Here is a 14,667-nt window from a genome sequence, read left to right as displayed (position 1 = left end):
TCCCATGCAGAAGAATTGGAAAGACATGCTGGTCGGGCCGACCAGCTCCATTCGCGATACCGTCGCACTGATCGACCGGCTAGGCTCGCGCGCAGCCTTAATCGTCGATGGGGATATGCACTTGCTGGGCATCCTCACTGATGGCGATATCCGTCGCGGCCTGCTGCGGGGTATTGGGCTGGACGAACAGGTTACTAAGATCATGAATCCTGCTCCGCAGGTCTGCTCAATAGCATTGATGCATAGCGCTCAGGTCCGCGGCCAGCTGGAATCGCAAAGCTTGCTCCTGATGCCGGTGATCGATGAAGGAGTGCTAGTCGATGTAATCTTTGCCGAAAAACTGCAGGCGGCTCCTCGGCGAGACAACGCGGTTTTTCTGATGGCAGGGGGCTTTGGTAAGCGCCTGTATCCGCTCACGCAGGACTGCCCGAAGCCCATGCTCAAGGTGGGCGACAAACCTATCCTTGAGTTGATCCTGCAGGGATTCGTAGACGCAGGCTTTCACCGCTTCTTTATCTCCACCCACTATTTGCCCGAGGTCATTCGTGAACACTTTGGCGACGGTAGTCGCTGGGGCGTTAGCATCCGCTATATACATGAAAATGAGCCATTGGGTACTGGTGGCGCCTTGGGGTTGCTGCCGCACGAGGAGATTGACCAGCCAATCTTCTTGATGAATGGCGACCTGCTGACTCGTGTTGATTACTGCAGCTTGCTGGACTTTCAACTGCGAAATGGCGGCGCGGCTACCCTGTGCGTACGCGAATATGAGAGCCAGGTTCCGTATGGAGTAATCCAAAGCGAGGGTCATCGCATCACGAGAATCGTCGAGAAGCCGGTGCAGCGTTTTTTCATTAGCGCCGGGATCTACGTGCTTTCACCAGAGTTAGTACGTCGTGTCGTTCCGGGCGAGAGTGTCGATATGCCCGTGTTGTTAGAGCGCGAGATTGCAGCAGGGCGTGGCGTCAATATGTTCCCAGTACATGAATATTGGCTCGATATCGGTCGCATGGATGATTTTAATCGTGCACAGGTTGAGGTACGCGGATCGTGAGTTCCTCAGTACAACGCGCTCTAGTGATCGGTAGTGGTAGCATCGCGCGCCGTCACATTGCCAACCTTCGTGCTTTGTTGTCGGCAGTAGAGGTGGCCTGCGTATCGGCTTCCGGGCGCGAGCTAGCCGCCGATGAAACCGCGGCCACTGTGCGATTTGGCTCGCTGACTGAGGCATTGGCTTGGGGGCCAGAACTGGCTGTTGTGGCCTCGCCTGCGCCATGGCACTTGGAGCATGCTGCGGCCTTAGCTGAGGCTGGTGTACCGGTTTTGATTGAGAAACCACTCAGCGACGCCCTCGTGCGCTTCGACGCCGGTGTTTTCGAGCATCACCGAGCGCGCATTGAAGTTGCCTACAATCTACGCTACCTTTCGTCCTCCCAAGCTATGAAGGGTCTCGTAGAGGGGAGGCGCATTGGCCGGCTGCATGCAGTGCAGATCGACATCGGCCAGTATCTGCCCGATTGGCGCCCGCAAAGCGACTACCGCCGTAATGTTTCCGCTAACAAGGGGCTTGGTGGCGGTGTGTTGCTGGAGTTGAGCCACGAGTTCGACTACTTGCGTTGGCTGCTTGGTGACTTTGACAAGGCCTATTGCATCATGCGCAACAGCGGGCAATTGGAGATTGATGTTGAAGACTGTGTCGACATCATGCTTTCTCGGGCTGATGGCTTGGTGGCGCAGCTTCATATGGATTTTCTGCAACGCAAAGCCACTCGCAAGTGCAAGCTGATCGGTGAACATGGCTCACTGCTCTGGAATCTTAATTCCAACACGATCGTGTTGGAGACGGCGGCAGGCGACGAGACTTTATTTTCGGAGCCTGACCTTGACCGCAATGCAATGTACCTAGCCCAGCTGGATGGCTTCATCGCCTTGGTCAAGGGGCGTTCTACCCCGCGTATTACCTTGGATGATGGCTTGGCTGTGCTGGCCATGATTGAGGCAATGAGACAATCGGCGGCGACCGGCCTGCCCCAGCCAATCACTTCTCTGACATGACGAATTCACGCACTTTCGCCTTTATCTTCGCGCGCGGAGGCTCCAAGGGGCTGCCTGGTAAGAACATTCGAGAACTCGGTGGTATTCCGCTGCTCGCCTACGGCATCCGCTTAGCCCAGAGAATGGATAGAGTAGAGCGTGTGTTCGTCTCTACCGACGATGCGGAGATCGCTGCGGTGGCTCGTCGCTTCGGTGCCGAGGTAATCGATCGCCCGGCCGAGCTAGCCTCCGACACAGCCTCCGAATGGCATGCTTGGCAGCATGCAATCAAGCAACTTCGCGACGAGCGAGGCTTGGATTTCGATGTTTTTCTGAGCTTGCCGGCTACTAGCCCACTGCGTAACGAAGGCGATGTGCTGTGCTGCCTCGATGCGCTCGACGAGTCTGCGGATGTGGTCATCACTGTCTCCCCTTCCGCACGCAGTCCGTATTTCAACATGGTCAGTACCGACGAAAGTGGCTACGCCAAGATCGTACTTGGCGACGCCCATTTCAAGCGTCGCCAGGACGTCCCTGAGGTCTATGACATCACGACTGTGGCCTATGTGTCGCGACCCGATTTCATCCTGAACAGCGAACGCATCTTCGCTGGACGGGTGCGCACTGTAGTTGTACCCAAGGAGCGTGCAGTGGATATTGATGATGAATTTGACTTCAAGATTGCCGAGGCCCTTTTGCAATCATGACCCTTATCTCACAACTTCAAGGCAAGACTATTCTCGTGGTCGGTGCCGCAGGGCGCATTGGCAGGCGGATTGTTGACGCCACCCTGCAGGCTGGCGCGTGTGTGATGGGGCTGGATACTGATGTAGAGGGGTTGGCGGCCCTCGAGGCAGACTTGGGTAGTGAGTGCTTTGCCTACGCTCAAGTGGACATGGCTGAGCGCGCAAGCATCGAGGCTGCATTAGTTGCTGCCCAAGTCCGATTCGGTGGTGTAGATGGCGCGGTCAACACAGCCTACCCGCGTAATGCGCGCTACGGAAGGCATTTTTTTGAGGTGGAGTACGCTGATTTCTGTGAAAACACCGGCCTGCACATGGGGGGGTATTTTCTGTTCATGCAGTGCTGCGCCCGCTACGGGTTGGCGACAGGCCACACGTTTTCACTCGTTAACTTGTCGTCAATCTACGGTTCAATGGCTCCGCGGTTTGAGGTATACACAGATACGACGATGACAATGCCCGTTGAGTATGCCGCGATCAAGGCGGGAATCGAACACATGACCCGCTATGTGAATGCCTACATGAAGGGCCGTGGTGCTAGTTTTCGCGCCAACTGTGTGAGTCCAGGTGGCATCTTGGCTGGCCAAGATGGAAGTTTTTTGGCGCGCTATGCGGAGCATTGCCTCGGTAAGGGGATGCTCGATAGCGACGACGTGACTGGGACTATCGTTTACCTGCTGTCCGATGCGTCTCGCTATGTGGCGGGACAGAACCTGATCGTCGATGATGGCTTTTCGATCTGAACGCTCCATGTCACTCGCCCGGTCTACCTTTGTCGTTCTAGTAAGTCGAATCCTTACGTTATTCGCGGGGCTGGTGATCTCTATAGTCGCTACGCGCAGTCTCTCGGCGGTCGAGCAGGGCTTTTTCTTCACGTTCCTTAGCCTGGCTGCGGCCCAAACGTTATTCGAGCTCGGGATTACCAATCTGATCCTGCATCATTTGTCGCACGCCCGTGCCGGCATTTTGGCCGCGGTCGGCATGGAGCAGCGACTGGTCGCCATCGACCTAGGTGTGGCGACCCGCGAATATGCTACGCGCTACTATCGTGGAGCCGCTTGTCTGTTTTTTGTGATCGTAGGCATCGCGGGTGCCGCATTCTTCACCACCTCGGCGCACGCCGCAGAACTGAACTGGCAGTTTCCATGGCTGCTGATGCTGGCAGCGACAGCGCTGAGCCTAGTCAATCTGAGCTCTTACTCCCATCTCGAAGGATTCGGGCGGCTATCAGTGTCCTACCGGACCCGGATAGCATCTACAGTATTGCTCATTTTTTCGTTTTGCTTATTTGCCGGCGTATTCGGAGGTCTCACGTCCTATCCCGCCGCTCTCCTCATTGGCAACGGCTACGCAGCATGGAGCCTCCGGCTGGCCTGCGCAGAAGTTGATCGAGACCTCGGCCTGATGGGAAGGGTGTCGTCATCGAGGATCAACATTGGTCCGGAGCAGCGGAAGATGGCGGTATCTGCTGTTGCTGGTTACATTTCCGCAAACTCGCTGACGCCCTACGCCTTCCATTACTTTGGCGCAGAGGTGGCCGGACAGGTCGGCCTGACCATGTCGATCTTCGGCGCAATCGCTACGGTTGCCATTGCGCGCACCACTGCAGAAGCGCCCACCTACGGCCTGCTGATCGCTGAAAAATCGAAGGCGGCGTTCCAGACCCGCGTCCGCCGGACCTTGTTACACTCGGGCAGTCTAGCGCTCCTTCTATGCGTCGCTGCGGTGGCGGCAAGACAAGTCGGGTTGGTCTTGTTCCCACAATACGCCCCGCGGGTGCTTGATGTTGAGGGTTTCATTGTGTTTGGGCTACTGATTGTTGCGAACGTGATTGTGTCTGCAACTGGCACAGCGTTGCGGGCGTTTAGGACGGAGCTGCTCATGTGGCCCTCTCTTGGGGCGGCGTTAACTGTGCTGGCGAGTCAATTGGTGCTTCACCTGAGCCCGGTTCACTGTATGGCGGCACTTGCTGCGTTCAATGCCTTAGTTTTTTTTCCTTATGCGCAACATCTGTTGTCCATTAAGACTTTAAAGATTTAACCATGACTGAATTGCGTCAGATCATTGTTTCCTCCGTCAGCAACTGCATAGAGAAGAACGGCATAGTTAGCTTCATGGCTATTCTGCGCTGCAATGACCAAGCTTTCCACGAGCGCGGTGTTCGGCTCGGCTTCGCCAATTACGTCGATTTCCCGGTATCCGCAGTGGCGCCTGTTGAACTGGCGACGACAAGCACGGTGCGACGTTGGATGCAGGCGGCCAAGCGTAGTATCAAAGGCTCTCTCATCAAGAGCCCTCTGGGCGCATTCCTGCTGATGGTAGGTGTCTTGTCGCCTAGGGCGTTGATCGCGGTGATTAAGGCGCGTCGACTAGAGGAGCCGGGCTGCCTGCACTTCCATCAGGATGTCTTCTGCGCCTTCTACGGGTTGCGTTTACTCCGCCGCGATACGCCCAAGGTTCTGCTTCTTCATTCGAGTGATGATCCTCTAAATCACCTTTTTGTCCTCTTTCACGGCATGCGAGGCACCCGCTATGAGAAGAGCATCCGCGCGCATTTCCGACGAGTGCTGGAGACCATGGACTGCATCGTCACTTTGAACGAGCGCTATGCGCAAACGCTTCGCAGCGAGTTCCCAAGTCATGACATCCGCTGTATTTACAATACCTCGTCATTTGCCAGTGCGGCGTGCGGCATGTATGACAGCGGTCGGAGCCTGGCCGATGACGGGCTGCGGCGGCTCGAGATCGTGGCGGTAGGTTCGCTGCAGTACATCAAGGGTTTCGATCTGCTTGTTCAAGCTGTTGCGGCGCTGTCGGAGGTGGATCGACAACGTCTACACATCACGATTGTCGGCGGCGGCACGGAGCGCGAGCCCTTGCAGGCGGCCATTGATGCGCAGAGCCTCCAGAACGAGATCACGCTCAATGGAGAATCTAACGACGTCGCATCTTTCCTCGCTCGCGCGGACGCTTATATCCTCACTAGCCGGGATGAAGGATTTCCGATTGCACTAATCGAGGCCAGTAGCTTTGGGCTGCCCATCGTATCCACGAGGGTCGGATCTATCCCTGAAGTGTTCGACAAGGGCTCCTGCTTGTTCATGGATGCGAAGATCGATAGCATTCGGGATGCACTGACCGCACTGGGGCGTGGTACTGTCGATCTACGTGAGTTGGCCTTGCGGTCACAGGAAGTGTTCGATAGGAAGTTATCGTTGGACTCCTTCTTGGATGCTTACGCAGATATTTTTAATTGTGTTGAGCGACGTCATGCGCGCTAACCGCATGACCCTGTTGTGTATTGTTATTCTGCTCGTGTGGGTATTTCTGTACCTGTTCAATACTTTCACTGGCGCAGCAGAGGGCGCGTCGACGATATTTTTGCCGACCTCGTTAGTTGTATTTCTCATTTTCGAACAGAGGGCCAAGCGCCCACCCTTTGATCTATCAATAGTTTTTCTTTCTAGCTGCCTTTTCTTTTTCTGTGTTTCGTTGATTCTCTGGCCTCTTTCGACCTTATCGCCAACCGAATTTTCCGGTTTGGTAATTACGACCTTTTCTTGGCAGCAGTTGGATAGTGCCGCTATTTGGGTTGGCCTCTCTGTCGCTATCTCCATGCTGACTCTTTCGGTAGTTCGGCGTCGATGCGTGCAAGAGGAAGTGAGGAAGTTAAATTTTTCTGAGTTGGACGATGTCCATTATCGGAGTCTCTATAAAGTTAGTGTTTTTTGTATTGCCGTATCGCTACCTGCCGTCATTATGGAGTCGGTCCAGCAGCTCCGCTTTATCCAGGATGCAGGTTATCTGGCCCTTTACTCCGATGGGATTTTGGTTTCAACCACGTCAAAGGTGTTCTCCTATCTGTTCAATCTTGGATTTGGACTGACGCTTGCTTTTGCACGGACGCGAGTTCAGTTTCTTGCGCCTGCAGTCCTGTTCTTGATCGTCGCTACCATCGATTCTTTAAAGGGCGCACGTGGTGCGCTGCTGGTTCCGCTTTTCTTTGTTGCGTGGTTTTATGTAGCACGTTTCAATATCAAGCTCAAACTACGCACAATTCTGAGGAACCTTGTCCTCATTGTCGCCGTCTTCGCTGCGATGACGTTCTGGCGGGGAGACGGTCTCATCGCCGGCGGTGTTCTTCAATTTGCGGTCGATGCGTTAGCGGCACAGGGAAGATCCCTGCAAATCACCGCCTTGTACCAAACTATAGCGGATGAGGTGGCGCAATATGGTAATTACATGGTTTTTTCAAATCTAATGATACCTTTTACTAGCGTCATTCATCCTGAAATTCGAGACGCTGCGCAATCGATGGACCAAGTGCTGTACTCAAATAATTTGAAGCACATCCTGACGTATGTATTGAATAGCAATTATTATTTCGCAGGCGGAGGGACCGGGGGCGTTTACATAATCGAGCTTCTCGAAGCTGGCCCCGTTTTCTATATTCTGTTATCCATCGGCTTGGGCTGGTTTCTCGCGTGGATGCCGCGCGCAATGCGTAAGCCTTGGGTGCGTTACCTTTCGGTTTATCTTTTTTCTACGGTTTTCTATCTTCCTCGGGGCGAGTTTTTCTTCAATACGCTAATAGTGGGTAAGGCCATGTTCTTGTATTTAATGATCGTTTGCCTCTACTACATGTACAAACGTCTTGCTCATGGTAGCCGTACCATGCACGGTGCATAAGCCGAACGGGTATTCGAGTTTGATTATGCGTCATCTATCTTTTACAGAGCGCCGAATTGTCTGCGACTATCTCCGCGCCTTGCGTAATGAGATCGCAGTTGATGAAAAGGCATTGGCGCTTTCTGGGTTGCCTCCGCGTGCGCAAGTTCGGTTGCCTCGGCCGGCATTGTGGCTTTCGATGGGAAGAAAAGCTGCATGGATCTTGCCCTTTTTTAAAGAAGCCGCCGGAGTGCTGTGGCGAGTTTTTGGGGCTGTCTACTTTGGCTTTCAGCGGAACTCTCTACATGGGTTGGACTCTGCACGATTGCAGCCACAATTGGGGGGGCAAATTCTTGCATTGTCTTCTCGTTGTGGCGATATAGTCCATGCAGGGCATATTAAGCCATTGCCTTCCCAGTGGTTGACTCTTCCATGGGCCCCATTAGGGCCGTTGCCGGAGGGAGCTCAGCAGACTCCAATGCTATCTCTGTTATCTGACGAGGATATGGACCGTGCCTTGCGGCTTGCGCGTTGCGCACACCGTGTGGTTCACCGTCGACGTAAGCTTCGGGTCTGGGGCTTGCAGACCTACACGGCTTTGCGCTGGTTTGCTGTTCGCTTTGTGATCGATAAGCTCCCTGGTCCGCTACTCATGGTCGAGCATTTTGATCGTTGGGCCGTGCTGGTAGATTCGTCGGTGGCGGCTTCACGGCGGAATGATCGTTCCCGGTATTTGACCCTAATGCAACATGGCTCCGTTGGCGCCGAAGAAAACTACAGTGCGCTGAACGTCAACTTGCCATCTCGCTTGAGAGCCGTGGCGCACCTACATGTCTACTCGGACGCAGACGCAGCAGTGTTTAGGCGCTCGATTTTGTCAACGAGCTGTGAGCATCGTGGTGTTGAAGTAAGTTATTTCCGGCCGCGCATCGAACTGATCAAATTTACGGCGGAGACAACCAAACCGCGCGTTCTCTTTGTCGGGCATCCGCTTTGCGAGGCCTTGCACCTCCGCGTGCTTGAGACTTTGCTTCTGCAGCAAGATGTCTTGGCATACTACAAGCCACATCCTGTTGCCGCGAAAAATAGTGCAGCTGTTTTTCAACAGGTTTGGACCGTGATCGAAGGAAGGGGAGAGTTTCCCGAGGTTGACCTTCTTGTGTCTTACCCTTCGACAATGGTTCAAGAATACAAGACTCATGGCGTCGCGGCGGTGGTGCATCCTATTGATCTGGGAGCTGACAATGCTGCAGATCTCGTTGTGGAGATCGCAAAACAATTGAATCAACGCCACATTCACGCGAAAAGCTAGGCAGCTCCGAGTAATTATGAAAATCAACTATTTGAAGAGCGAATATGGTAATCAATAGCTCCAGTCGATCCTATCAGATTTGTACTCACTGCATTATGGATACCACCGACCCCCACATCGTTTTTGATGATCGGGGTTGGTGCGAATATTGCAATAATTTTGAGGCGACGATCAAGCCGAATTGGCATACGGACGAACGTGGCACTGTTGCACTGCAGCAAATGGCAGATGCTATTCGCTCTAGTGCGAAGGACCAGGATTTCGACTGCATTATTGGCCTGAGTGGTGGTCTGGATAGCTCCTATGCCGCCTATGTGGCAGTGAAGAAGATGGGGTTGCGGCCACTGCTCTTTCACGTTGATGCGGGTTGGAACACAGATCAGGCCGTTGGCAATATTGAAAAACTGGTCGATGGTTTGGGGCTGGATCTGTACACGGATGTAATAAACTGGCAGGCCGTCAAGCGCATGCAAGTTGCGTTTCTGCGCGCAGGTATTTCGGACCAAGATTTGGTACAAGATGCGGCTTTCTTTTCTGGCCTATATCGGTTCGCTCGACAATACAAGATCAAACACATCATTACGGGGTCGAATTATTCCACTGAGTGCTGCCGTGAGCCAGAGGAGTGGGGCGGCTATTTGGGAATAGATAAAACTCTGTTTGGCGATATCTGGGCGAAGTGGGGTGATGATCGTCCCAATGATGAGTTTCCGTTGGTAGATATTTTTGTTTACAAGCTGTGGTACCAAAAAGTTCTAGGTATGAAGGTGTATCATCCTCTCAATTTGGTGCCTTATTCCAAAAAAGATGCAGAAGATGAGTTAGAACGCAATTTTGGTTGGCAACGGTTTCAACACAAACATCATGAATCACGTTTTACCCGGTTTTACGAAGATTATTGGCTGCCACGTCGCTTTGGCTACGAGAAGCGGCGTGCGCACTTCTCCAGCTTGATCATGACTGGGCAGATGAGCCGCGATGTCGCCATGAAACGCATCGCCGAACCAGAGATGGATGAACATTTCTTACGGCAAGAGTTTGAGTACATAGCCAATAAGCTGGATTTGTCAGTTGATGAGCTACAACATTTGTTTGATTTGCCAAAAAAAACCTATCGCGATTACAAGAATAAACGAAGGTTAATTAGCCTCGGAGGTAAAGCCATGCGCTGGCTAGGCTTGGAAAAGAGGTATTTTCGGTGATTCGAGTTGTTGACTATGGCGTGGGCAACATCCAAGCCTTCATGACTATGTTCAAACGTTTGGGACTGCCTGCCGAACGAGCACAAACACCTGCGGACCTTTCAGGCGCCACTCGGCTGATATTGCCTGGTGTGGGGGCTTTCGACCACGCCATGCAGTTGCTCAATGACTCCGGGATGCGCTTTGAGCTGGAGAGGCTGGTTTTGCAGCAGCAGGTGCCGGTGCTGGGGGTGTGCGTTGGGATGCAAATGCTCGCCTCTGGGTCAGACGAGGGTGAGCTGCCTGGGTTGAACTGGGTACCGGGACGGGTGCGTGCTTTTTCAACTGCAGCCGCTTCAGCGTCTTTGCCTATGCCGCACATGGGCTGGAACGATTTAAAACCGAACGGTAAATCTAGGTTGTTTCAACAAGGGTTTGAAGAAACGCCCCGATTCTATTTTTTGCACTCATTTTATTTTGACGCAGCAGACAAAACGCATGTGGCTGCAACTGCCAATTACGGCCTTGAATTTGATGCCGTGGTGTCGCACGGCCATATTCACGGCGTTCAATGCCATCCCGAAAAAAGTCATCACTGGGGCGCACAGCTCCTTAAAAATTTTGCGGAGCTTTGATTCATGCTGCGTCCACGCATTATTCCCTGCTTACTGGTTCACCAGGGTGGATTGGTAAAAACGCAGGGTTTCAAATCGCCCAAATACGTTGGTGATCCGATCAACGCGGTGAAGATTTTCAACGAAAAGGAGTCTGACGAACTCATCGTGTTGGACATTGATGCGACTGTGCACGGAGTGGGGCCGAACTACAGCCTCATCGCAAAGCTGGCCGAAGAGTGCCGAATGCCACTTTGTTACGGTGGTGGGGTCACGAGCGCAGAGCAGGCTGTCCGGATCATCGATTTGGGTGTCGAGAAAGTGGCGATTAGTTCGGCGGCAATCGCGAATCCCGCACTTTTGGGGGGGATCGCCACCGCGATTGGAAGACAGTCCGTTGTGGCAGTGGTAGATGTCCGCAAGCGTAGCGGACTCTTCGCCAAGGGTTATGAAGTCTGTACTCACAATGCACGCCAGGCACATAAGGTGGACCCCGTTGAACTCGCGGTGCGCCTACAAGAGGCTGGTGCCGGTGAAATCGTTATCAACGTGGTGGACCGAGATGGCGAAATGAAGGGATATGATCTGGAACTTGCACGAAAAATGCGCGAGGCATTAAGGGTGCCGATGACTTTTTTAGGCGGCGCAGGTTCGCTGGAAGATATCGGTGAACTTGTTGGTACCTGCGGGATAGTAGGTGCAGCGGCAGGTAGCCTGTTTGTGTTCAAAGGCAAATATCGTGCGGTACTAATCAACTATCCGTCGTCTGCACAAAAAGACGAAATTTGTCGCCGTGCACTTCAATTTACGAAGAATTGATTTGGAAAGGACTGTGATGTTTTCCGACAAGGTATTGTTGATCACTGGTGGGACTGGCTCGTTTGGAAATGCGGTTCTTCGACGGTTTCTAAATTCTGATCTGCGTGAAATTCGCATTCTGAGTCGTGATGAAAAAAAGCAAGACGACATGCGGAAGAAGTACAACGATCCGAAGCTGAAATTCTATATCGGAGACGTGCGCGATTATCAATCGGTATTGAACGCTGTGCGCGGTGCCGATTTTATCTACCATGCCGCAGCCTTGAAGCAGGTGCCGTCGTGTGAATTTCACCCACTCGAAGCCGTGAAAACCAATGTTTTCGGTACTGAGAACGTACTCGAAGCGGCCATCACATGCGGCGTAAAACGCGTTGTATGTCTGAGCACCGACAAGGCGGTCTATCCAATCAACGCGATGGGCATATCCAAAGCAATGATGGAGAAGGTCGTCGTTGCCAAGTCCAGAAGCAGTAGCTCGACCGTAATCTGCGCTACCCGTTATGGCAATGTGATGGCTTCGCGTGGGTCGGTGATCCCGCTATTCGTCGATCAGATCCGCGCAGGTAAGGCACTGACTCTCACTGATCCGCATATGACGCGGTTCATGATGACGCTCGACGATGCCGTGGACCTGGTGCTGTATGCGTTCGAGCATGGCAATGCGGGCGACATTTTCGTGCAAAAGGCGCCTGCTGCGACCATCGAAACCTTGGCCCGAGCGTTGACGGGGTTGCTCGAGGTGCCAACCCATCCAATCAATGTCATCGGCACTCGGCACGGTGAAAAGCTCTATGAAGTTTTGCTGAGCCGTGAAGAAATGGTTGCGGCTCAGGATCTTGGCGGCTACTACCGCGTTCCGCCAGATTTGCGCGATTTGAACTATGGCAAGTTCGTCGAGCAGGGGGAGGTGAAAATCTCCGAAGCCGTCGATTACAACTCCCACAATACGACGCGGCTTGACGTTCTGGGCATGCAGCAGTTGCTGATGAAGTTGCGCTTCATGCAAGCGATTGCTGGTGGCGAGCACGCGCAGCCCGAGGAGTAAGCGATGAGGGTGCTGGTAACCGGTAGCCGGGGTTTCGTCGGGAAGAATCTCGTCCTGCGCTTGCAGGAGCACAGCGATATTGAAGTTCTCGAATTTGCTCGTGGGGACTCTGATGAGCAATTGTTGGAGGTCGTTCGCGCAGCGGACGCAGTCATTCATCTCGCCGGAGAAAACAGGCCGCCGTCGCCAGAGGCCTTTGAAGAGGTCAATGTTGCTCTGACCCAGCGATTGTGCGAAGCGCTTCGGGGGTCTGGAAATCGGGCGCCGCTCATTCTAGCGTCGTCGGCGCAGGCCGAACTGGACAATCCTTATGGCCGCAGCAAATTGGCTGCGGAGCGCGTGGTGGCCGAGCTCGCAGAAGCAAATGGCAACTCGGTAATGATCTACCGCTTGCCCGGGGTGTTCGGAAAGTGGTGCAAGCCCAACTACAACTCGGTCGTTGCGACGTTCTGTCACAACATCGCCAATGATTTGCCGATCCAGATCAACGATCCGGATCGGGCAATCCGGCTGGTTTATGTCGATGACGTACTCTACTCGTTCTTGTGCGCGCTTGAGTCACCGCAGCCCGGGGTTCGACATGATGAGGTCGCTCCTGAATACGGTGTTACGCTAGGTGAATTGGCGGGACAGATTGCCGCGTTCAAGAATTGTCGTTCTACGCTTATTTCGGAAAGGGTGGGTGCAGGTTTGACCCGCGCGCTTTACGCGACATATGTGAGCTACCTACCAAAAGAAAAATTTGCCTACGATGTGCCAGCTTACGGCGATGCACGGGGCGTTTTCGTCGAGATGCTCAAAACCCCTGATGCCGGGCAGTTTTCGTTCTTTACTGCCCACCCGGGTGTGACGCGAGGAGGGCACTATCACCACTCCAAGACCGAGAAATTTCTGGTGATCAAGGGTAGAGCCCGCTTTGGTTTCCGGCATATGCTGACTGACGAGGTCTATTATCTAGAAACATCCGGAAGCAAGCCGCAGATCGTCGAAACGGTGCCGGGATGGACGCACGACATAACGAACATCGGCGACGACGAGATGGTTGTTATGCTCTGGGCCAACGAGATTTTTGATCGGGAACATCCCGATACGATTGCTAGCAAGGTTTGAGAATGAAGAAATTGAAAGTAATGACCGTAGTGGGAACGCGGCCGGAGATTATCCGGTTGTCGCGCGTGCTGGCGCGCCTCGATGAGCATTGTGAACACGTGCTCGTTCACACAGGCCAGAATTACGACTACGAACTCAATGAGATTTTTTTCGATGATCTGGGGATTCGCAAGCCCGATCACTTCTTGAATGCCGCGGGGGCCAGTGGGGCGGAAACGATCGGCAAGGTGATTATCGCAGTAGATCAAGTGCTGATGGAGGAAAAACCCGACGCGATGCTGGTGTTGGGTGATACCAACAGCTGTATGTCGGTATTGCCGGCCAAGCGGCGCAAAATCCCCACCTTTCATATGGAGGCGGGCAACCGCTGCTTCGATATGCGGGTTCCTGAGGAAATCAATCGCCGGATTGTCGACCATACAGCTGATATCAATTTGACATATAGCGACATTGCCAGGGAGTACCTGCTGCGCGAAGGCCTGCCGCCCGACATGGTCATCAAGACCGGCAGTCCAATGTTCGAGGTGCTGTCCCATTTCCGGCCGGCCATCGACGCTTCGGATGTGCTCTCGAGACTGAGCCTTGAGGCCGAGCACTTTTTCGTTGTCAGCGCCCATCGCGAAGAGAATATCGATTCCGAGCAGAATTTCGGCAAGCTTGTCGAGGTACTGAATGGCGTCGCTGAGCAATACCAGCTACCGGTTATCGTATCTACGCATCCGCGTACGCAAAGGCGCATCGATGCCGCGGGCGCCAAGTTTCACCCGCTCGTTCGACTGCTCAAGCCGCTCGGCTTTACTGACTACAACAAGCTGCAGCTCTCAGCCAAAGCGGTGCTGTCGGACAGCGGCACGATCAATGAAGAGTCGTCCATCCTCAACTTCCCGGCGCTGAACCTCCGCGAAGCACATGAGCGACCAGAAGGTATGGAGGAGGCTGCGGTGATGATGACGGGATTGGAGGTTGGCCGGATTATGCAGTGCTTGTCTATTTTGGATCATCAACCCAAAAGCGGTCCGCGGCTATTGCGTCAGGTCGCTGATTACAGCATGCCAAATGTCGCGGATAAGGTGGTTCGCATCATTCATAGTTATACCGATTATGTGAATCGGGTTGTTTGGAAAAAATATTGAGGCCAGAT

General features: G+C 53.5%; 14 protein-coding genes. All 14 read left to right on the top strand.

The annotated features are described in order from the left end of the window. The first annotated feature begins 4 nt into the window (after window positions 1-4). Genes JMJ54_RS16290 through wecB form a run of 14 tightly spaced genes read left to right on the top strand, consistent with a single transcriptional unit; the run spans window position 5 to window position 14,659 of the window. Entirely contained in the window at window positions 5-1,054 is a 1,050-nt protein-coding gene (locus tag JMJ54_RS16290) for a nucleotidyltransferase family protein (RefSeq protein ID WP_203539618.1), read from the top strand. Next, window positions 1,051-2,055, top strand: coding sequence for a Gfo/Idh/MocA family protein (locus tag JMJ54_RS19575; protein ID WP_203539617.1), 1,005 nt, complete (start codon window positions 1,051-1,053; stop codon window positions 2,053-2,055). The genes JMJ54_RS16290 and JMJ54_RS19575 overlap by 4 nt, the downstream gene beginning before the upstream one ends. Further along, window positions 2,052-2,741: an acylneuraminate cytidylyltransferase family protein gene (locus JMJ54_RS16280; protein ID WP_203539616.1), complete on the top strand. Its 690-nt coding sequence runs from the start codon at window positions 2,052-2,054 to the stop codon at window positions 2,739-2,741. Before JMJ54_RS19575 ends, JMJ54_RS16280 begins: the two co-directional genes overlap by 4 nt. After that, entirely contained in the window at window positions 2,738-3,520 is a 783-nt protein-coding gene (locus JMJ54_RS16275; RefSeq protein ID WP_203539615.1) for an oxidoreductase, read from the top strand. Before JMJ54_RS16280 ends, JMJ54_RS16275 begins: the two co-directional genes overlap by 4 nt. A 7-nt stretch (window positions 3,521-3,527) precedes the next feature. After that, on the top strand, window positions 3,528-4,817 hold the full coding sequence (locus tag JMJ54_RS16270) for a polysaccharide biosynthesis protein (RefSeq protein ID WP_203539614.1): 1,290 nt from the start codon (window positions 3,528-3,530) through the stop codon (window positions 4,815-4,817). Window positions 4,818-4,819: 2 nt separating this feature from the next. After that, the gene (locus JMJ54_RS16265; protein WP_203539613.1) at window positions 4,820-6,058 is read left to right on the top strand and encodes a glycosyltransferase family 4 protein; all 1,239 of its coding nucleotides are present in this window, start codon (window positions 4,820-4,822) and stop codon (window positions 6,056-6,058) included. Beyond that, complete coding sequence (wzy, locus tag JMJ54_RS16260) at window positions 6,048-7,466, top strand: O-antigen polysaccharide polymerase Wzy (protein ID WP_203539612.1); 1,419 nt, start codon at window positions 6,048-6,050, stop codon at window positions 7,464-7,466. Before JMJ54_RS16265 ends, wzy begins: the two co-directional genes overlap by 11 nt. A 25-nt stretch (window positions 7,467-7,491) precedes the next feature. Next, window positions 7,492-8,757: a hypothetical protein gene (locus JMJ54_RS16255; protein ID WP_203539611.1), complete on the top strand. Its 1,266-nt coding sequence runs from the start codon at window positions 7,492-7,494 to the stop codon at window positions 8,755-8,757. 44 nt (window positions 8,758-8,801) lie between these two features. Then, entirely contained in the window at window positions 8,802-9,959 is a 1,158-nt protein-coding gene (locus JMJ54_RS16250) for an N-acetyl sugar amidotransferase (protein ID WP_275411136.1), read from the top strand. Beyond that, window positions 9,956-10,573 (top strand): imidazole glycerol phosphate synthase subunit HisH, encoded by a 618-nt coding sequence (hisH, locus tag JMJ54_RS16245; protein WP_203539609.1) that lies wholly within the window; start codon window positions 9,956-9,958, stop codon window positions 10,571-10,573. Before JMJ54_RS16250 ends, hisH begins: the two co-directional genes overlap by 4 nt. A 3-nt stretch (window positions 10,574-10,576) precedes the next feature. Then, on the top strand, window positions 10,577-11,371 hold the full coding sequence (locus JMJ54_RS16240) for an AglZ/HisF2 family acetamidino modification protein (RefSeq protein ID WP_203539608.1): 795 nt from the start codon (window positions 10,577-10,579) through the stop codon (window positions 11,369-11,371). Between the two features lie 16 nt (window positions 11,372-11,387). Continuing rightward, a complete protein-coding gene (locus tag JMJ54_RS16235) occupies window positions 11,388-12,416 on the top strand; it encodes a polysaccharide biosynthesis protein (protein ID WP_203539607.1) in 1,029 nt (342 codons plus the stop codon). A 3-nt stretch (window positions 12,417-12,419) separates the two neighbouring features. Continuing rightward, the gene (gene wbjC, locus JMJ54_RS16230; RefSeq protein WP_203539606.1) at window positions 12,420-13,526 is read left to right on the top strand and encodes a UDP-2-acetamido-2,6-beta-L-arabino-hexul-4-ose reductase; all 1,107 of its coding nucleotides are present in this window, start codon (window positions 12,420-12,422) and stop codon (window positions 13,524-13,526) included. Window positions 13,527-13,528: 2 nt separating this feature from the next. Further along, window positions 13,529-14,659 carry a non-hydrolyzing UDP-N-acetylglucosamine 2-epimerase gene (wecB, locus tag JMJ54_RS16225; protein WP_203539605.1) on the top strand — a complete coding sequence of 377 codons (1,131 nt, stop codon included), beginning with the start codon at window positions 13,529-13,531 and terminating at the stop codon, window positions 14,657-14,659. Window positions 14,660-14,667 lie beyond the last annotated feature (8 nt).

It is taken from the genome of Jeongeupia naejangsanensis (assembly GCF_016865585.1).
Taxonomy (GTDB): domain Bacteria; phylum Pseudomonadota; class Gammaproteobacteria; order Burkholderiales; family Chitinibacteraceae; genus Jeongeupia; species Jeongeupia naejangsanensis.
Note: the sequence above shows the minus strand (reverse complement) of the source record. Positions and strands in the feature narration are given on the sequence as shown.